General features: G+C 44.4%; 18 protein-coding genes. 7 read left to right on the top strand and 11 right to left on the bottom strand.

The genetic code is table 11. The features are described from left to right. Positions 1-349 precede the first annotated feature (349 nt). Both BM099_RS15230 and BM099_RS15225 read right to left on the bottom strand, forming a co-directional pair. Positions 350-3,145: an EAL domain-containing protein gene (locus BM099_RS15230; protein ID WP_090729037.1), complete on the bottom strand. Its 2,796-nt coding sequence runs from the start codon at positions 3,143-3,145 to the stop codon at positions 350-352. Beyond that, entirely contained in the window at positions 3,142-4,104 is a 963-nt protein-coding gene (locus BM099_RS15225) for an ABC transporter substrate-binding protein (RefSeq protein ID WP_090729035.1), read from the bottom strand. Before BM099_RS15225 ends, BM099_RS15230 begins: the two co-directional genes overlap by 4 nt. A 173-nt stretch (positions 4,105-4,277) precedes the next feature. Between BM099_RS15225 and BM099_RS15220 the strand changes: the two genes are divergently transcribed. Further along, positions 4,278-4,610: a hypothetical protein gene (locus tag BM099_RS15220; protein ID WP_090729032.1), complete on the top strand. Its 333-nt coding sequence runs from the start codon at positions 4,278-4,280 to the stop codon at positions 4,608-4,610. A gap of 213 nt (positions 4,611-4,823) precedes the next feature. Here the strand turns inward: BM099_RS15220 and BM099_RS15215 are convergent, their stop codons facing one another. After that, positions 4,824-5,342 (bottom strand): NlpC/P60 family protein, encoded by a 519-nt coding sequence (locus BM099_RS15215; protein ID WP_090729051.1) that lies wholly within the window; start codon positions 5,340-5,342, stop codon positions 4,824-4,826. 91 nt (positions 5,343-5,433) lie between these two features. Here BM099_RS15215 and BM099_RS15210 point away from each other — a divergent pair, with 91 nt between their 5' ends. The 3 genes from BM099_RS15210 (at position 5,434) to BM099_RS15200 (ending at position 8,096) form a co-directional block, all read left to right on the top strand. Further along, positions 5,434-6,090 carry a 2OG-Fe(II) oxygenase gene (locus BM099_RS15210; RefSeq protein ID WP_232348805.1) on the top strand — a complete coding sequence of 219 codons (657 nt, stop codon included), beginning with the start codon at positions 5,434-5,436 and terminating at the stop codon, positions 6,088-6,090. Between the two features lie 156 nt (positions 6,091-6,246). Beyond that, positions 6,247-6,651 carry a DUF4332 domain-containing protein gene (locus BM099_RS15205; protein WP_090729029.1) on the top strand — a complete coding sequence of 135 codons (405 nt, stop codon included), beginning with the start codon at positions 6,247-6,249 and terminating at the stop codon, positions 6,649-6,651. Positions 6,652-6,779: 128 nt separating this feature from the next. Beyond that, positions 6,780-8,096, top strand: coding sequence for a DEAD/DEAH box helicase (locus BM099_RS15200; protein ID WP_090729027.1), 1,317 nt, complete (start codon positions 6,780-6,782; stop codon positions 8,094-8,096). A 46-nt stretch (positions 8,097-8,142) separates the two neighbouring features. Here the strand turns inward: BM099_RS15200 and BM099_RS15195 are convergent, their stop codons facing one another. The 7 genes from BM099_RS15195 to BM099_RS15160 all read right to left on the bottom strand — a co-directional run bounded on the left by BM099_RS15195 (position 8,143) and on the right by BM099_RS15160 (position 15,434). Further along, positions 8,143-10,347: a putative bifunctional diguanylate cyclase/phosphodiesterase gene (locus tag BM099_RS15195; RefSeq protein ID WP_090729025.1), complete on the bottom strand. Its 2,205-nt coding sequence runs from the start codon at positions 10,345-10,347 to the stop codon at positions 8,143-8,145. Between the two features lie 112 nt (positions 10,348-10,459). Continuing rightward, entirely contained in the window at positions 10,460-11,839 is a 1,380-nt protein-coding gene (locus BM099_RS15190; RefSeq protein ID WP_090729023.1) for an FAD-binding oxidoreductase, read from the bottom strand. A 490-nt stretch (positions 11,840-12,329) separates the two neighbouring features. After that, the gene (locus tag BM099_RS15180) at positions 12,330-13,070 is read right to left on the bottom strand and encodes a glutathione peroxidase (RefSeq protein WP_090729021.1); all 741 of its coding nucleotides are present in this window, start codon (positions 13,068-13,070) and stop codon (positions 12,330-12,332) included. Between the two features lie 210 nt (positions 13,071-13,280). Further along, positions 13,281-13,490 (bottom strand): DUF1289 domain-containing protein, encoded by a 210-nt coding sequence (locus tag BM099_RS15175; RefSeq protein ID WP_090729048.1) that lies wholly within the window; start codon positions 13,488-13,490, stop codon positions 13,281-13,283. Positions 13,491-13,561: 71 nt separating this feature from the next. Further along, positions 13,562-13,969, bottom strand: a complete 408-nt coding sequence (mscL, locus tag BM099_RS15170; protein ID WP_177201204.1) for a large-conductance mechanosensitive channel protein MscL — start codon at positions 13,967-13,969, stop codon at positions 13,562-13,564. Positions 13,970-14,047: 78 nt separating this feature from the next. Continuing rightward, positions 14,048-14,902, bottom strand: a complete 855-nt coding sequence (locus tag BM099_RS15165; protein ID WP_090729017.1) for an SPFH domain-containing protein — start codon at positions 14,900-14,902, stop codon at positions 14,048-14,050. A 79-nt stretch (positions 14,903-14,981) separates the two neighbouring features. Further along, positions 14,982-15,434, bottom strand: a complete 453-nt coding sequence (locus tag BM099_RS15160) for an NfeD family protein (RefSeq protein ID WP_090729015.1) — start codon at positions 15,432-15,434, stop codon at positions 14,982-14,984. A 327-nt stretch (positions 15,435-15,761) separates the two neighbouring features. Between BM099_RS15160 and BM099_RS15155 the strand changes: the two genes are divergently transcribed. Then, a complete protein-coding gene (locus tag BM099_RS15155) occupies positions 15,762-17,048 on the top strand; it encodes a DEAD/DEAH box helicase (protein ID WP_090729013.1) in 1,287 nt (428 codons plus the stop codon). Between the two features lie 36 nt (positions 17,049-17,084). Next, the gene (locus BM099_RS15150) at positions 17,085-17,963 is read left to right on the top strand and encodes a DMT family transporter (protein ID WP_090729011.1); all 879 of its coding nucleotides are present in this window, start codon (positions 17,085-17,087) and stop codon (positions 17,961-17,963) included. A gap of 72 nt (positions 17,964-18,035) precedes the next feature. Here the strand turns inward: BM099_RS15150 and BM099_RS15145 are convergent, their stop codons facing one another. Beyond that, positions 18,036-18,488, bottom strand: a complete 453-nt coding sequence (locus tag BM099_RS15145) for a DUF4442 domain-containing protein (RefSeq protein WP_090729010.1) — start codon at positions 18,486-18,488, stop codon at positions 18,036-18,038. Positions 18,489-18,802: 314 nt separating this feature from the next. On the opposite strand from BM099_RS15145, the gene BM099_RS15140 reads away from it, so the two are divergent. Further along, entirely contained in the window at positions 18,803-20,065 is a 1,263-nt protein-coding gene (locus BM099_RS15140; protein WP_090729008.1) for a polyhydroxyalkanoate depolymerase, read from the top strand. The last annotated feature ends 214 nt before the right edge of the window (positions 20,066-20,279 follow it).

Genomic DNA, 20,279 nt, shown 5'->3' with positions numbered 1-20,279 from the left:
AAAGCTGCGAGTAAGTAAGTCATTTAATGTGGTATGCATTGCACTGGCGAACAAGTTGTCGCGGATAGCCTATGCTGTTTTAAGTAAGAATGAGCCTTATCAGGCACAACAGGTTTAATCGGGTTTGCAATAATAGAGCGTGATGATGAAAACGGTTGACCGTCCGGGTGGCAAACCTGTCATAAAAAACAGCTGTGAAAAGCTGCCGGCTTTTTAAGGGCTATCTGGCGCGGATGCTCATCGTGGAGCGGGAATAACACATTCCTAATTAAAGACTCCGAATACATTAGCGCAAAACCACCTCATGATCACAAATCTGTGTTGCAATCATGAGGGGAACCATACATTTTTATAACTGCAGTATAAAGCTATCCAGGTCCGCTAACTCTATTGGCTTGGAATAATAGTATCCCTGAATCTCATCACACTGTTTAGATTTGAGGAAGTCTATTTGCTCTGCAGACTCAGCGCCTTCAGCAACCACTTTAATATCCAATGCATGAGACATAGCAATGACCGTTTGTACTATCGCCTGATCATCAGGGTCAATACCGATATCCTGTACAAAACTGCGATCTATCTTCACATAATCAATCGGCATTTTTTTCAAATAACTCAATGATGAATAGCCGGTTCCGAAATCATCGATTGCAATCGTAGCACCCAGCCCCCGAACCGTTAACAGTTGCTCTAAAGTCACCTCAAAAGAGTCGATAAGTGCAGTTTCTGTTATTTCGACCGTTATTGAAGCGACATCCAGTTCAGAAGAGTCATGCATAATGCGTAACGTATTAACCCAACTATCACTTTTAAACTGCTTAGCCGAAATATTAATCGCAATATTAGCGTGCCGAAGGTGAGCAGAATACTGCTTATCCATGGCCACGCGTCTGATTACCCAATCAGTAATCTTCTCAATCTCACCAGACTCCTCAGCTATGGGGATAAACTCATCAGGAGAGACCATACCAAGCTCCTGACTATTCCAACGTAACAGTGCTTCATAACCTGTCAGTACGCATTGATGCGGATTCACTTTAGGCTGATAAACTAATCGGTATTCCGAAGATTCGATGGCTGAGCGTAATGCTTGTTTAACCTTAATTAATCGCTGATTTTTTTCATTGATACTAAAATCAAAAAATGAAAAGCGCCCACGGCCAAGCTCCTTAGCATGGTACATGGCAGCATCTGCATGCTTCACTAACAGCTCAACATCACTGCCATCTCTTGGGAAAATAGCAATGCCTATACTAGCCCCGATGATGACCTCGTTATTATCAATATGATAAGGTTGACTTAACGACTTAATAATCTGGCTAGCCAAAACAGCCAAACCAGCATCCGTCACACTGCCTGTCACCAGAATAGTAAATTCATCTCCTCCGAGGCGACTGACAACATCCACAATGCGGGTACGTTGCAGCAAACGCTCAGACACCATAACCAGCAGACGATCTCCAAACCCATGACCTTGTGAATCATTTACCTCTTTAAAAAAATCGAGATCAATGAACAGCACACCTAAGGACTCTCCAGTTCTCTGCGCATGCGCAGTAGCAGTAGCTAAGTTATTCTTAAATGATTCGCGGTTGTGTAAGCCCGTTAATGCATCCCTGAACGCCAAGCGGAGAAGGTTTTCACTGCTTTCTTTCTCCAAAGAAATATCCTGTGAGATCGCGACATACCCGGTAATTTTATTGTCCTGATTAACAATTGAGTTAATAGAAACCCGTTCGTGATACTCATGACCATTTTTACTTTGACTAATCAACTCCCCCGCCCAATGTCCAAGATCAAACAAAGAGTTCCATATATCCTGATGAACAGCACTGGATTCTCGCACCCCAATAAAACGAAGATCTTTACCATAAGCCTCGTCTTTTGCGTATCCTGTCATTTTCAAAAATGATTGATTCACATCGATAATACGGCGCTTTTCATCCGTTATCACAATAGTTTCGATGGTATTTTCAAAGATGCTGTTTGAAATATTCAGAAGGTTTTCAGCTTGCTCCTGCTCTGACAAATCGGTGGCAATAGTACAGATAGCATAAGCAAGGTTAGTGCTATCAAATAAAGGGAATTTCACCATAAAAAAATGATGTTCTTTACTATTAACTGTAAAGAACACACGCTTACTTATTGCTGCTTCCGTTTCCAACACTTTGGCATCATAACGCGTGAATCGATCAGCTTCATCCTTCGGCAAAATATCGTACACCGTTTGTCCAGTAGCGACATCAATACGAGGAAAAGTTTCTATAAAGCGTTGATTTGCCATTAAATATTGGCCGTTCGTATTTTTGATATAGACCATGGATGGAATATTTCGAAGAATACTTTCCAACTGTATATGACGACTAACCAGCTCTTTGTGATCCTCCTCTATCCTTGCGGCCATCACATCCATTGCGCCGGCAATTTCTGCGAGTTCATCTTTCCCCAAAAGGCCTATTCGAGTAGCAAACTCTCCCTCAGCTATTTTTTTTGCGGCACTGATAATCGTACCCAACCGGCTATTAATTGTTTTTCGAAAACCAAACCAAAACAACAGCCCAAGTAATGCGACTAAAAAAGAGGCCTGCCAAAAAAAACGATCTATTTGATGTAATAACGGATTTTGACGAATACCTAAGTCAACTTCTAAGACTAATACCCCCCAACGACTGTCTCTTAACCCCTGATTGCCCAGAATATTAATAGGAGCGAGGGCATACAAGGTGTCCTCTTCAGCCTGACTTTCAAAAACAATCTGTTTCTTTTTCGAAAGTACTTCATCCATGATATTGACTTCCAGATGTAGCGGTAAATCTGATATATGTAGTCCAACAAACGCTTGTTTCGACGCTGCCACCACATGCAGAGCCTCATCAAACAAAACCAAGTACTTAATTTCCTCATGCACACTATTCGCCGCAATTTCACGCCTTATACCACTCATATCATTATTTCTGAGCATGTATTCGACACTTCCCTGGATCCTGTCTACCATCGCAACAATATCCTTATAGGCATCGTCCTGCATAACCGACTTAAGCTGCGGACCTAATACAAAATGGTTAAATGACACCAGTACACATGAAAGAGTGATGATGAAAAGTAGAATGCTACGACGTAATGATATCTGAGGTAATGCCATCATTTTGTATCAACAAATTGGCTACTGATGTGTCCCTCATCAAAAACAGGTTTTGCTAGCAGTCCATTTGATAGCATTAATTTTTCTATTTTTATCGCGGTTTCGTTGATGCTTGCGCTTCTGGATGCCAGTAAGCGCTGGTTATCCTCCCGGCTCAACAATTTTATTCCCTGCATCGCAATATCCAGCTCCTTGGAAGTGACACCCAACCGAGGCGCCATTTTTAACAGCGCTACTTCTCTGTGCTCTTTTATAATACTAAGACTTTGAAACCATCCATCGGTTAATGCCTGGAGCTGTTTAGCTTTTTCCTCAACAATATCCTGTCTGGTTACCAATACATCAAGCACCTCACCCGGAATATCGTTACTCGAAAACAACGTGCGCCCACCCTGCTTCAACAACTGTGTTTTTACTGGTTCAAAGGTAACGACAGCATCTATCTCACGTTGAGCAAATGCCTGTGCATGCCGATCAACCGCCATAAAAACAATATTGATATCTGATAATATTAATTGGTTTACTTCCAAAAATCGGGCAAGCATATATGCCCCTACTGCCGTACTCTCAACCCCAATTGATTTTCCTCTCAACGCTTCGGCAACCTCAATATCCGGCTGAACGATGACAACATCAGCTCCGGCCGAAAAATCTGTTCCCATAAATATGCGTGTATCCGGCCTATCTGCAATTAACGAAATCGCCTCATCCAATGTGAGCGCCGCAACGTCTAACGAACCGCTCCTAAACGCTCTCAGCACCTCACTCGCCGAATTGTATTCAATGATACTAATGCGGCCTGATTCCCAAAGGTCCGATTCACGCGCCAAATACAGAGGCTCGTAACCAGGCCAGACATTGGTGCCAACTTTCAATGTGCTGGGTTGCTCACTGGTGCACCCTGGTAACGAAAAAATTACAATTAATAGCAGAAAAATGGGCTTATAAAACAGAGAAAACATACACTATCCACAGTCTTTTCGATTACATATCAGTGTAGCAGTAATAGAAAAAGCCACCCTTCTAAAAAAATAGATAATTTACACATTCATTCAGCTTATATTCATTTATTATAGATTTTAATGCTTGTGCGGAAGGAATTCGCAATCACATCATTTTTATAGGGAAATAAAAAATGCCAACACTTACGCCTCAGTTTTTAATACGTACACTCGTCATCACTTTCACCCTGCTAACAGCATCTCAAACATTCGCTGCATCAGCCTGTAAAGGACAAACAGACACTGCCTGCAACCAGAATGGCTCATGCTATTGGGTAACAGGATATAAACGTTCAGATGGGGCCAATGTAAAAGGGCACTGCAGAGCTAAACCACAATCTTCAATAAAAGAATCTACTGAAGTAAAAACCACGAAGGAAAGCAAACAGAACACGACGTCTGATTCAAAAACTGCTATTAAAAAGGCAAGTGCTCAAACTGCAAAAGACACGGCAACCCGCTCTTAGGAATACGCTTTCGACTTTTCATATTAAGAAGCGCACGCAAGGGGGCTGACAGCCCTCTTTTTTACAATCTGTGCGACCCTCACAAGGTTGCTAAAAAACTTATAGACAGTTTCTCTGTATAAAAGCAGCACCAAGCTGTGGATAACCTATGAGTCCTTTAATAGGGACGATATAAATCATAGGCGCAAAACATCTGATCACTTTTTAATCAGGCTAATTTAATAGTAGATCTGCTGGCCGAATAGTTTTCCAGTACTTATCTACCCAGTAAGGGTTATCCAACCGGGATTTCGTCACACCTTTACTCGATGATGCGTGCATAAACGTTTGATTACCCACGTAAATACCTACATGCCTATTTTTAAAACCAGTTTTAAACAATACCAGATCGCCAGGCCGTACAGCATGAAGAGAGACCTCCTCTCCTATATTTGCCTGCCCCTTAGTCGTTCTGGGTAGATAGAGATCAAATACCTCCCGGTAGGTCCGCGCAACAAAAGCAGAGCAATCGATTCCCCGCTGTGAATTACCCCCAAACTTATAGGGCGTTCCATTCCAGCGGGAATAATGCGCTTGCAACTGATTTTTTACAGGCACGTAAGCCACTTCATCAGGAGAGTGAGTGTAGGGTTTATGGCTTGCGCACCCCACCAGCATCGTATTTAAAATGATGCCGATACCCAAGCCTCTCAGATACAACAGGGGTTTCCCCTTAACATTTTTTATATTCATCATTAATCACTAACAACACTTTAGCTAATTACATTACTCTTAGCGTATCACCTAATTACGCCATAGAAGTTCGCATAGGAAATTCGCATAATTGAGTACTACATCACTTCAGTATAGCCCGACAATAACAGAAGACACGTTAAACCTAATAGCCAGCTCACTTTCCCAGCAAGGCCATATCATATTAAAAGATGCATTACCCACTGATCTAATTGATGAACTGCTGACAACCGCTATTAATTACGAAGCACAATTCAAACGGGCAGGGATCGGACGAGAAAACCAACACCAACTTAACCGGGTCGTTCGAACCGATCAGATCAGATGGATTGACGCAACCAACCCTATTGAAGCGGCCTACCTGTGCGAAATGGAAGGGTTACGTGTTGCTATGAATAAACGTCTGTTCATGGGGCTTTTTGATTACGAGGCAAACTTTGCCCATTACCCATCCGGTGCTTTTTATAAAAAACACCTTGATGCGTTTAAAGGAGAGACAAACCGTATACTCACAACCGTATTCTATTTAAATGAACAATGGGGTGACACTGACGGTGGTGATCTTGTTATCTATGACCTTGCGGACCAAACGCTTCTACAAGTCAAACCGGAAGCCGGGACTCTGGTTGTATTTTTAAGTGATGAGTTCCCTCATGAAGTAAAAAAAACCTTCAGAGACCGATATAGCATCGCCGGATGGTTCAGAGTTAATAACTCATCCGTGAACAGAGCCGACCCTCCTCTTTAAGTATGCGGGTTGAATCAGCGGATAGATTTTAATAGGTTATTATATTATGAAAATCTAGAATAAAATCAGTGTACAGTGGTGGTGTTACGCTGCTGTTCAGGTAGCACACTTACAATGACTCATGGACTGCTTATACTAAACTGAGGAAACCCAAGCATGGCTAAACTGACTGATATCAAAGGCATTAACGAAACTTCTGCAGAAAAACTGAAAGTCGCCGGAGCAACAACTCAGGAAAGCTTCCTGACTGCTTGCGGTGATAAAAAAGGACGCAAAGAAGTTGCCGCAAAAACAGGAATTGATGAAAAAGAGATACTTGGCTGGTTGAACCGTGCAGATTTGGCACGCATTAAAGGCGTCAGCACACTCTATGCGGATCTGTTGGAACTGGCAGGCGTTGATACTGTACCAGAACTGGCTCAGCGCAACGGTGCCAACCTGCATGCGAAAATGGATGAGTGCAACAGTGAGCAAAAATTGGTAGAAAAAATGCCAGCCGCCTCTCAGGTAGAAGAATGGGTCAAGCAGGCTAAAGCGCTACCACGCGCCATTCACTACTAAGAAAATTTGTTCTGAAAAGCCTCAAGCGGCAAGTGATCTCACTTGCCGTTTTTACTTTTATGCTCTCCTGTAATAAGCATTTCTGGTAGGATGCACTCTGACAACGAATTTTCAGAGAGTAGCACACGGTGTTCACAGATTTTTCACTTGATACGCGTTTGCTAAAAGCACTCGACGCACTGTCCTTTTCAACGCCAACTGAAGTACAAAAAGCCACGATACCTGCGGCTATGGCTGGCAAGGATCTATTAGTAACCGCCGAAACAGGCAGCGGCAAGACAGCAGCCTTTGCCTTACCTATATTAAATGCCATGCTGAACAATCCCACTCCGCAAAGTGGTGCGCGTGCCTTAATTCTCACACCCACCCGAGAATTAGCACAGCAGGTCATGAATCACATTACGGACCTGTCGCAGTTCAATTTTATGAAAGCCGATACGGTATGTGGTGGTGAGACATTCAAACCGCAAGCAGCCAGACTCAGAAAAAACCCTGAAATACTGGTAGCAACCCCCGGACGCCTCATCGATCATCTGGACAGAAAAACCATAAGTTTAGATGATATCGAATTCTTAATTCTGGATGAAGCTGATCGAATGCTGGACATGGGTTTTCAGGAAGATGTCGAGCGTATCTGCAACACCTGCCCAGAAAACCGCCAGACCATGCTTTTCTCAGCAACATTAGCTCATACGGGCATGCGTTCTGTCATCACTACTTCTTTGAAAGATCCCGTTTCTATTAAGCTAAACAGCCACAGAGAAGTACATTCCAGCATCCGTCAGCAGGTCATTCTCTCTAACGACGCATCGCTTAAAGACAAGCAACTGGTCTGGCTTCTGAAAAATGATACGTTTGAGAAAGCCATTGTTTTCACTAATACCATCATCAATGCTACGCGCCTCAATGGTTATTTAAGATACCACGACATACGAGCCGGTGTGATTCATGGCAATCTGACACAAGAGCAACGTAATCATGCAATGGGACTGCTGGCCAGTGGAAAGATCAACGTACTGGTAGCAACCGATGTTGTCGCCAGAGGGATTGATGTCAAAGGTATAGACCTGGTTATCAATGTTGAGATGTCCCGCAGCGGTGATGATCACACACACAGGGTTGGCAGAACCGGCAGAGCTGGCGAACAAGGCGTTGCTATCTCACTGATAGGGCCGACCGAATGGAATCTAATGTCCAGCATTGAGCGCTACCTTAAAACTCAATTTGAAAAGCGCGTTATAAAAGGTTTAGAGGGTAGCTATGCCGGACCCAAAAAACTAAAAGCCTCGGGTAAAGCAGCAGGAAGCAAAAAGAAAAAGCTTGATAAAAAAGCCGCTCAGGCTAAACCCAAGTCTAAAACGGATAAGAAGAAACCGACACCCCGTTCGGGCGACTCTAAAAACCGTGTTGTCCTGGATGGATTTGCGCCTTTAAAAAGAAAGTAGTTCTTATACAAGCAGGATACCCTCGCAACGATGCTGCATCAGCTAATCAGAGGGTGTTCTGTTTGCTCATATGTTCGTGACAGATGCTGACCGTTTGAGACAGCGGCTGCGGTTTGGATAACCAGTAACCTTGTATATAGTCACACTCGAACTGCTGTAACACCTCCAACTGCCCTGGCTCTTCAACTCCTTCTGCAATGACAAGAATACCCAACGCCCTGCCCATTTTTATAATAACCTCTACCAGGGTTTTGTCTTGCTCATCTATCAACAGATCCTGGATAAAGCTTTTATCGATTTTCAGATAATCGACCGGATAGGTACGCAGATAGTTGATGGCGGAGTAACCCGTGCCAAAATCATCAATGGCAAACTGAACGCCGATATCCCTGAGTGAAGAGATGACATTTACCCGTGCGGAGTTCTGATCCATAAACAAAGATTCAGTGATTTCAAAAACAAAGCGGTGACTATCAACACCATTTTCCTTAAAAATATTTTCCCAGGTTTCGTATGCGTTTTCAGAATGAAACTCACTCACCGAGCGATTAACCGATATTTTTACATCAATATCTGCATCCAGCAAAACCCGCATATCTTTACATGCTTGTTGCAACACCCAATTGCCTATATTCACAATCGCACCGCTACGCTCAGCAACCGGAATAAACGCATCCGGCATCACCCGCCCCTTTTCAGGATGCATCCAACGAATTAGCGCTTCACATTTTTCGATTTGATTGGTTTTGATATTCAGGATTGGCTGATAATGCAGCTCGAACTCATCCGCATTCAGGCCTCGTAGAATATCATTATGCAGCTGCAAATGCTGCTCAGCTTCTTCACGCATCCCTTCATTAAAGAAAAAGTGAGTATTACGCCCGGCACGCTTTGCGGTATACATGGCCTGATCAGAGTGCAGTAGCAGACTCGTTACATCCTCTCCATCGATCGGGTACATTGCAATACCGATACTCGCTGTCACCAAAAAAGGACGCTCTCCAATATTGAAAGGCTGCTGAATGCTACTCTGGAGTTTTTCAGCTAAAAGATCGGCCTGTATCACGTCCTGAACATTTCGCAATACGATCACAAACTCATCGCCACCAAGGCGTGCCACAATATCCGAATCACGGGCTGAATGCTGCAAACGCGAAGCGAATTCAGCAAGCAGCTCATCGCCGGCACTATGGCCAAGACTATCGTTTACCTGTTTAAAGTGATCTATATCGATAAAAAAAATAGCGAAATCAAGCCTCTCCCGACGTACTTCCTTTATCAGACTTTCTAAGCGCTGGCTGAAATAAAAACGATTAGGCAGGCCTGTTAATGCATCAAAGTTAGCTCGATAGTTAGCGATAGTGACTGCCTGGATTTTTTGTTGATAAACAAGTCTCAGAAAATAACCAGCCGCCCCCATGATAATGGCTAGAAAGAATGCGCTCGCCCACAATAGGTAGATCCTTTTTGTAGGTACGGACCAACCGTTCTCAGGCAAAACAGCCAGTTGCCATTCTCCATGAGGCAAGCTGATATTTGTCATGACAGCCTCTTTTCCAAAAGCTTGTTCTGACCCATAAAAGAACGCGCCATCAGAACCGGAGCCATCTTTTCCGCGAATACCCAATAGTAAGCCATAATAATTTTCAGAAAGGCCGGCAGCATCCAGCAACTTCTGGTAATCAAGAACAGCGGATATAATTCCCCATAAGGGGGCATCACTTTGACTACTCAGGTAAACCGGTAATCGAGCAATCAACGCCTCTCCGCCCTGCACCAACTGCAGAGGACCGGAAAGCACCGTATTATTCAACTGAATGGCATCAAGAACGGAACGCACCTGGTCTTTATTGGCCGTATAATTTAAGCCAATCGCTTTTTCATTACCCGCTAACGGATAGACATATTTCACGGTCAGATCAGGGGCTAAAGCAACATGACGAATATGCAACTCCTCTGATAGTAGCGCTTCCATTAACTGGTCTAGTCGATACTGCCCCATCTCTGGATTGATGCTAACTTCGGCCTTCAACGCTTTAAGTACAGCAAGATTAGCGTTGATCTCGCCTTCCAGACGTGCACGAATAATACCCACCTGACTTGCCGCCCGGAATAAAGCTTCACCCTTAAGCCGCTCAACTTCACTTTGGATAAATAATGAAGATACACATAAAACCAACAGGCCAACCAGAATCGCCGACCAGACAGGGCTATGGAAAAATAATCTTTTAAGAACCGGGAGAAGCCTCACCTTCTTTTACCGTTTGGATTCAAACAAATACCTTCCATTTATATTGATAACTTTAGTAAGGAAATGAACTAACTAGGCCATTAACATCAGCCATTTAAATAAAATAAAACAGTTATATCAGGTCAACCACTTTACCAGGATTCATCAGGTTGTCCGGATCCAATGCGCGTTTAATTATTTTCATCAATTCAACGCCTGCGGGTAACTCATCCATTAGATATTTTTTTTTCCCCTGGCCAATCCCATGCTCCCCGGTACACGTCCCTCCCATTCTCAAAGCCCGCCGGATAAGGCTTGCATGAAACGCTTCTATCATTTTCATTTCAACCGCATCAGTCGGATCAACGGCAGGCACAACGTGAAAATTACCGTCGCCAACATGACCAGCAATGGGCATTGATAAACCCGTTTTCTCAATATCAGCCACCGTTTCCAGAATGCAATCCGCTAATTGTGAGATAGGCACACACACATCCGTTGAAAAGATCCTGGCATTTGGCCGCATCGCACTGGCAGCATATGCAAAATCGTGGCGTGCCTGCCAAAGCGCCTTCCTATCTTCTGTATTCAACGCCCAGGTAAAATCACTTCCCTGATGATCAGCAGCCAGTTCGCTAACAATTTCGGCCTGCTCTTTAACCCAAGCATTGGTACCATGAAACTCTAAAAAAAGATGGGGTAACAATGGGAAGTCTTTATCGCTGTAACGGTTAACCGCATCTATGGCAACCGCATCTAACAACTCAACCCGGGCAATAGGCACCCCCATTTGAATAGTCTGTATAACCGTTTCAACGGCGCCTTGTAATGATGAAAAAGCACACACAGCGGCAGAGATCGCCTCGGGAATCGCATGCAAGCGTAAAGCAACCTCGCAGATAACTCCCAACGTTCCTTCAGAGCCAACGAAAAGGCGCGTCAGGTCATAACCGGCTGCTGATTTTCGCGCTCGGCTACTGGTTTTGACAATTTTACCGTCAGCCATCACAACGGTTAGCGATAATACGGCTTCACGCATTGTGCCGTAACGCACCGCATTGGTTCCGGAGGCTCGTGTTGCCGCCATCCCACCAATTGACGCATCGGCACCCGGGTCGATAGGAAAGAAGACCCCCTGATCACGGATATATTCATTCAACTGCTTGCGGGTTACTCCCGCCTGAACAGAACAATCCATATCCTCTGCTGAAACACTCAACACCTTATTCATCAGTGACATGTCTATGCTCAAACCTCCCTGATAAGCATTGACGCCACCTTCCATTGCAGTGCCAGTACCAAAGGGCAGCATAGGCATGTGGTGTCGCATACAGATCCGGGCGATTTCAGAAACTTCAGACGTACTCTTAGGAAAGGCTACTGCATCCGGGGAGGCTGGCAAATGAAATGATTCATCATGAGCATGGTGCAAGCGAACACTCGTCGATGTGTCAAATCGGGAACCGAGTAAGCGCCGTAACTCATTCAATGCTCCTGTAAAATTAGCTGTCATTCACCTCCTCCTACAGCAGCCAAGCGACTCGCTCGTCAGATATACATTACTCCAATAGTAGTATAATTAACCAAGAATTTCCTGAAAAAACAATAATCACTTACCGTTTTGTATTATCAATATACTCAGGTTTTTCTGACTCAAAAGCGCGATCCAATTGCCCTATATCCAGCACAGGAGCGGCATCAATGTGCTGCGCATCCAGCATCTAAGCGACTCTCTCCAGGCTTGCCAGCAGCATGGACTGCTCCCAACTTTGCATATCGTCAAACGACACAGCGGCAGGTCGAAATGCAATGTATTGTTGCCGATAATGATTATGAAAATGCCATCAGGACACTCCATAAAGTACTCATTTGAAGCCGAAGATCATGGCGAGGTCATTCGACGCAGCGCCGCATAATAGCAGCCCAAAAAAAACGCCCTCCTGAACAAGAGGGCGCTTTGTATACATATTATATGGCTATCATCATAAACCGATCTTAACCAATCAGCTGCGAGCTGCTAACCAAACCTCCAGATCATCTGCCGTGCCGACATGCTCGCCATCAATAAAGACCTGAGGTGTCGTTCCCTGACCAGAAATAGCATTCAAGCTGGAGAAACTGACGCCATGCTGCCCCAATTCAATCTCTTCGTACTTATAACCTTTTGCCTGTAATGCTTTTTTAGCCCGCGTACAGTGTGAACAACCAGGCTTAGTCAGTAACGTTACGCGTTTTGGCTGCTTGGCATTCGGATTGATGTAGTTCAGCATCGTGTCGCCATCAGACACTTCGAACGGGTCGCCTGGCAGATCCGGCTCGATAAACATTTTATCGATAACACCATCTTTGACCAGCATGGAGTAGCGCCAGCTACGCTTGCCGAATCCAATATCACTTTTATCCACCAGCATTCCCATACCCGCACTGAATTCACCATTACCATCAGGAATAAAGGTAATATTCTCGGCCTTTTGATCCTCAGCCCAACTGTTCATTACAAACGTATCGTTTACTGACAGACAAATAATGTCATCAATACCATTCTCTTTAAAGACCGGTGCCAGCTCATTGTAGCGCGGCAAATGCGTGCTCGAGCATGTTGGCGTAAAGGCGCCCGGCAATGCAAAAACAATCACATTTTTCCCTTTAAACAACTCATCTGTGGTAATTTTCACCCACTCGTTTCCAACACGGGCAGGGAAAGTGACGCTAGGTACTGACTGGCCTTCGCGATTTTCCAACATGGTGCAATCTCCTGATTTATTGAACATTTACTTCGTTGAAAATAACTATAACCAACCAGAGACTATTGTAAAAATTATTTTTTTTAACAACCCTCATAGCAATTAACTATAGATCTATTATGACCAGCAATGACTCAACAATTTATCAAAACCTTTTAAAACCTTTTTATAAACAATGCATAGACACATAGGCCAACATAACAGCTAAATTTATAATAAAGTTTTAAACACTTTATTCCGCTCGCCTCGCTCTGTCTGACGAACAGCAGTCCGCGCCAATACTGCACGCTTTTCATCATCAGACCCAGCGGCCCAATCAAGAATTTCCTGCAATGAGCGATAGCATCCCAGACAAATATCCTGCTGATCAAGACAACATTGCCTTATACAGGGCGATTTTATTTTTTCAGAATTGGCCATAATATCCGTCACAAATATAAAAAAAGTGCGCCATAGCGCACCTTTAGAAAAACAGTGAACAGATGACGTAACTAGGTGCGCGCTTTAAGCAGGTCTCTGATTTCGCTCAATAATACTTCTTCTTTAGAAGGTTCAGGCTCCACTACGGGTTCTGCAGGCGCTGCCTCTTCTGACTTTTTCATCGAGTTAATTGTTTTTACTGCAACAAACACCGCACCAGCAACAATCACAAAATCAATAACTGTCTGCGCAAACTTTCCGTAGTTAAGAGTAACGGCGGTGGTATCACCTGCCGCTTCCTGCAACACAAAAGCCAGATCGGTGAAGTTCACCCCACCCAACAACAAACCGATAGGCGGCATAACGACATCACCGACAAATGACGATACGATTTTACCAAAGGCTGCGCCCACGATAATACCGACCGCCATATCCATCACATTGCCTTTGACAGCAAACTCTTTGAACTCTTTCAGCATACTCACAGCATAGCCCTCTGGTTATAATTTCTAATAACACCATTGTCTTATGCCGCGATGAATACAGGATTAATTCAGTTATTTTTTAAACCCACCCATCATGCCTCTAATGGCTGCCGGGATATCAGCCGGTAAAACAACCGTTTTCGAGTTTGTAGACTTAGCTAAAGACTCCATCGCATCTACATACTTTTCACCTAAAATATACATCACAGGAAGTTCATTATCCTGGATCGCTTCAGTGACCCGCTGGATAGCCACTTGGCTGGCTTTCGCCAATACAACCTGCGCTTCTGCATCGCGCTTAGACGCTTCCAAACGCCCCTCTGCTTCTAAAATAGCGGCCGATTTTTCACCTTCTGCACGAGTCACGGTAGCACGTCGCTGACGCTCAGCCGCGGCCTGCTCTTCCATTGCGCTTTGCATCGTGTCCGAGGGCGTAATATCTTGTATCTCTACTGTTTTAAGGGTGATACCCCAGTCTGAAATATCATCTGAAATAGCCGTTTTCAGCTTTGCTTTAATCTGATCGCGTGAAGAAAGCGCATCATCCAAACCCATTTCACCGATAATCGAACGCAATGATGTTTGCACCAGATTCTGAATAGCCAGGTTATAATCCTCAACGCCGTACACTGCTTTTTCAGGTGCGACGATATTAATATAAGCAACCGCATTGGCAATAATGACGGCATTATCCTTGGTAATCACTTCCTGAGAAGGTATATCCATGACGATATCCTTCGTCGTTACTTTATAAGCGACCTGGTCAATGTAAGGGATAATAATATTTAACCCGGGGCCTAATGTGGAATGGAACTTACCCAAGCGCTGCACAACAAACTTGCTGCCCTGCGGCACCGTCTTAACCCCCATACCCAGCGTAAGCACCACAAGAAACACTAAAACGCCGGCGATTATCAATCCATCCATACAAAACTCCCCTATTTAAATATCGTAATTATTAGCTATACATCGCTGTAACCAGCGCACTATCGTCAGTGCTATATGATTAGCGTTTTTCAACCAGCAAAGTGTTACCGGACAGTTCTTTGATGAAAACCCGGTCCCCCATAATCACCTCAGCATTGCAAATAAACTCCCACTCATCATCACCTAATACCGGCGTTGTAAACCGCACGATACCTCGTGAATGCTCAGTAGGGGCTTTAATGACCTGACCGCTTTCACCGGCGATTGCTTCGCGTGCAATACCTGCTTTAGTACGATCCGTCATTTTCGGGCGCAATAACTTAAACCATAATAATGCAAACACTGATGATCCCACGGCCCAACAGAAAAGCTGCCAACTTAAAGCAATCTCTGGATTAACGCCTAAGAGCCCGGCAACCACCATAGCGCCCAGACCAAACCAAAAAATAGTAAAACTGGGAATAAACATTTCGGCGGCCATCAACAGCATACCGAATACCAGCCAATGCCAGTAAAGTAGAGTCACCTCCATTGATCAAAAGCTCCTGTGATGTCTCAATGTTGTGGAACGCATGCAGTGAACGACAATCAAGCAATCGGCCATTCACCGCAATACTAATACTAGAGTATAGCGGTTATTACTAAGTTCCTAGCTAAGCTCGGTTTTTATCTTCCCCAAGGTAGACGGACTCACATCCGGCCTGCTCATTTAACAAAGCAATCATGGAGGGTCTGTTACGATATGCACTTCTAACAACCATTTAGCTGTTTTCATCATCTATCGCTCAATTTGCTCTAATCCTGTAAACTTAGCCTCCAAATTCAGCCCTGTTACTTTGCGTTTTTATCCGGACGACTCATGCCCGCTTTTTCTGAACTAAAGCTCTGCCCTGAACTACTGTTTACTCTGGATGAGTTAGGCCACAAAACCCCCACGCCTATTCAGGCACAGGCTATTCCTGCCATCCTCCAGGGGCACGACTTAATGGCCGAAGCACAAACCGGCACGGGTAAAACCGCTAGCTTTGCGCTACCCATGATCGAGAAATTCGGTAGCGCGCCGCAAGGTACTGAGTATCATCACATAAGAGGGCTGGTACTCGTACCCACCCGCGAGCTGGCTATGCAAGTAGGTGATCACACACTGCAATACGGCCGAGCACTGGGAGTACGTGTTATCTCCCTTTATGGCGGCGTGCGTTTCGATAACCAGATCCGCAAGATGAAACGCGGCACCGATATTTTAGTGGCCACACCCGGTCGATTACTGGATATGCTGGAGCAAAACAAGTTTTCATTAGAACAACTCGAAGTGCTTGTTCTGGATGAAGCGGACCGTATGCTGGATTTAGGCTTTATCCATGATATTCAGAAAATCCTGAAGTTCATTCCCAAAAATAAACAAACATTACTCTTCTCAGCCACTTTTAACAGCAACATCGAGGCACTGGCGGAATCCTTACTACGTGAACCAAAACGTATCAGCGTTTCCACACGCAACTCCACCACGAGCCAGGTTAAGCAAGTTGCTTATGCAGTAGATAACCAAGATAAATCCGAGATATTGAGTTACCTGATTGACGGTGGAAAATGGACCCAAACCCTGGTTTTTACACGTACCAAAAGACGTGCGGATCAAGTCACTGAATTTTTACAAGCAGAGCAGATAAGCGCTCTGGCTATTCATGGTGACAAACTGCAACGCGAGCGTACTCATGCACTAAAGGCATTTGCTGCGGGTGAGATAAAAGTACTGGTCGCTACCGATGTGGCAGCACGGGGTATTGATATTGAGTCACTCCCTCGTGTTGTAAATTACGACTTACCCAATCAACCCGAAGCTTACGTACACCGTATCGGCCGTACTGGACGTGCAGGCTTATCCGGACAAGCAATATCCTTAGTTGCCCCGGACGAAAGATGCTACCTGGTTGAGATAGAAGCGTTAATCAATAAAAGAATCCCGCTACAACCCGTACCTTTTATCGACAATGGTAAGTTAGTCGATGGTAAACCGCTCCAGCCTAAGTCTGCAAAAAGCAAAAGGCTACAAAAGAAAAACACCAAGCCTAAGCATCAATACCAGGCACCTGAAGCGGAAAAACCAACAACACCCGCGCTACGCCGCTCTCTTTTCAAAAAATAGTCGCTTACCCAGCGCTTACTCAGGGAAGTATTGTTAATGGGACTGTGGATTCCTTTTACTATTTTTGCAGCTTTTATGCAGTCTTGGCGCAATGCTTTCCAAAATAAGCTCAGCAAAGAGGTCAGCACTGCCGGTGTCACGCTCGCACGCTTTTTGTATGCAAGCCCACTGGCCGCGCTGTATTTATGGATACTCTACCAAGTTGAACCTGTCGCCCTTCCTACAGTGAGTGCTAATTATCTGGTGACTATTACACTAGCATCGGTCTCGCAAATTATTGCTACTGCACTGATGGTAAAACTGTTTCGCCTCAGAAATTATGCAATGGGCGTTGGCTTGGCGAAAAGTGAAGCGGTGATTGCCGCTACATTAGGCGCGTTATTTTTCGCTGCGCCGCTGTCAGGGCTTGCCTGGAGTGGTGTCATTATTGGCGCGATTGCTATTTGGCTTATGAGCAATACCGGCTCATTAAAAGATCTGTCATTAAAGACGCTCGCATTGGGGTTAGGCAGTGGTTTAGCCTTCGCGTTAACCACGTTATGGGTTAGAGAAGCAAGCCTGATGCTCGGCTTACCCTTTCCCTACAGTGCCGCCTGGGTCTTACTTTATGTCATCGCAACACAGACTGCTATTCTCCTCACCTGGCTGCTGATTAAAGAACCTGCCACACTCAAAGCATTATGGCAGCGGCCAAAACTTACCCTGACCATTAGCGTGTTCAGTTGCCTTGGGTCACTTGGCTGGTTCACTGCGATGAGTTTAGAAACGGTTGCGCTGGTTAAAACCCTTGGCCAAATCGAAGTGCTCTTTACGCTCTTCATTTCGGCTCGTTGGTTTAAAGAAAAACTCATCCCAAGGGATCTGTCAGGGTTAGCTTTAATTGTACTAGGTGCCGCCTGTGTGATTCTGGCTTAATTATTTTTGTTTAACTACTCCAGGCCAAGAATATCCAGATTAACAATATCTAGATTAAATAAGTACTTAGACTTAATGTTTTTTGCGTTTTACATACAGCACTTTTTTTACTTTGCTCACCACAATGCCATCTACATCACGTATAGCTATTTCAAATGAAGGCCGATACGCCAATCCACCTGACGTTTTTCTTTTAATCTCATCCAACTGAGCATCCGATAAACTTAAATGAGCCTCTACCGTACCTTTGGCAGGTTTTACATACTCAATTTCTGCAGCCTGATCCCATACGATATATTCTTTGCCCAAGCGATTCATCAGCATTAGCATCATCTGAGGATCAACCATCGCGTATAAACACCCTCCAAAATGCGTGCCCATTATATTACGGTTATACCAACGTAATTTCATGCGTACATGCATCTCACGCCACTCAGGATCAATATGCGTAATACGAATCCCAGCACCCAGATAAGGTCCATAAATATTCAGTGCAAATTTCAGCACACGAGGTGACCATTTCATTCACTACCTCTCTTGTTACTTGCCTTATACTTGTCCCCAGATGTATCCGCAGAAATCAAAACACCTCTCCCTGATGGCCGCTCACGCATGCCAGTAAGGTATCACAACAATAATGAATCGCCCGCTCTTTAAGCAACCATTAAGCATATATACCTGACAACATTGCTGCTACGCAACATCAAAAAGAGAAGATATATTATCTTGCCAAATAAAAGTATTAACCTATACACTAAGCATTAAATGCTGCGCTGCAATATATATTTTTTGCAGATAAATAATGAATCAATCAATATAGATTGATAAGGAATTATTCTATGCTGTACCAACTACATCACACCATCAACCAATCTGTTCAACCCTTGCACCTTTTCGCACAAGCGTGGAAAAAACAGCTTAAATTATCTTGGATGCAGCCTTTTTTGGAAGGCTCAATGACACGCACATTACTAGCGCATTTAGAACTGATCATACGTTGCACCGACAACTACGAAAAACCTGAATTCGGAATAAACCAAACAATAATTAACGGCGAAAAAATTCGTATCAGGGAAGAAGTGCCCTACGCACTCCCCTTCTGTGATCTGTTACATTTTCGTCGCACCGGCAAATACAACCACCCTAAAGTACTCCTGGTGGCGCCAATGTCCGGCCACTATGCAACCTTGTTACGCGGCACGGTAGAGCAATTTATTCCAGACCACGAAGTTTATATTACCGATTGGCAAAATGCGCGGGACGTCCCTTTCAACGAAGGTGGCTTTACCTTTGATGATTATGTGCGCTATTTGATCGAGTTCCTTGAGTTTTTAGGCCCCGACACCCACGTCATTGCGGTGTGCCAGCCGAGCGTACCGGCTATTGTTGCTGCAACCATCATGGCAGAGCGCAACAACCCGAATATTCCTCGCTCGCTCACGCTTATGGGCGGCCCTGTTGATACACGAATCAACCCTACAGAAGTCAATGACTATGCCTCCGGCAAAGATTTAGAGTGGTTTGAAAATAACGTTATCAATACAATACCTGCCGATTTCGCTGGCGCAGGGCAAAAAGTATATCCAGGCTTTATTCAGCTCTCCGGTTTTATGAGCATGAATATGAATAGCCATATCAAAAAACATTTTAAGTTCTTTGATGATTTGGTTAAAGGCGATGGCGATAGTGCTGAGGCTCACAGAGAGTTCTACAACGAATATCTCGCGGTTATGGATCTTCCGGCAGATTTTTACCTGGAAACCATTCGTAAAGTCTTCCTTGACCACCGCTTACCCCGTGGCGAAATGCTCTTTGAAGGCAAAAAAATCGATACGTCCGCGGTTAAAGCCACAGCCTTACTAACAGTAGAGGGTGAAAATGACGACATCACCGGCAAAGGCCAAACGAAAGCCGCTCATGACATTCTAAGCAATATACCTGACAACATGCGTGAACATTATGTACAGCCGGAAGTAGGCCACTACGGTATCTTTAACGGACGTCGTTTCCGTGAAGAGGTCGGCCCTAAGATTAAAGCGTTTATTCAGTCACACGAGCAAACACAGCCAAATACACTGTCTTTGGTAACAAAGCTCAATTAGTAAACGTCCCTTTGCCCATCAAGAAACCGGTCAATTGGCCGGTTTTTTTTCGCCATCTACTCCACGCACGAAATAACACCTAACAGAAAAGCAGTTCTCACCAGGGCTTAGCAGACTTGCGCTCAACAACATCACTCGATATCCCACTGATGATGGATAATCAGGTCATCGAATGGGAAATAAAACGCCTGCGATAAAATACGTATTGGCTTCA

This window comes from Neptunomonas qingdaonensis (genome assembly GCF_900113275.1).
In the GTDB taxonomy this organism is placed as follows: domain Bacteria; phylum Pseudomonadota; class Gammaproteobacteria; order Pseudomonadales; family Balneatricaceae; genus Neptunomonas; species Neptunomonas qingdaonensis.
This window is presented reverse-complemented; position numbering and strand designations above follow the sequence as displayed.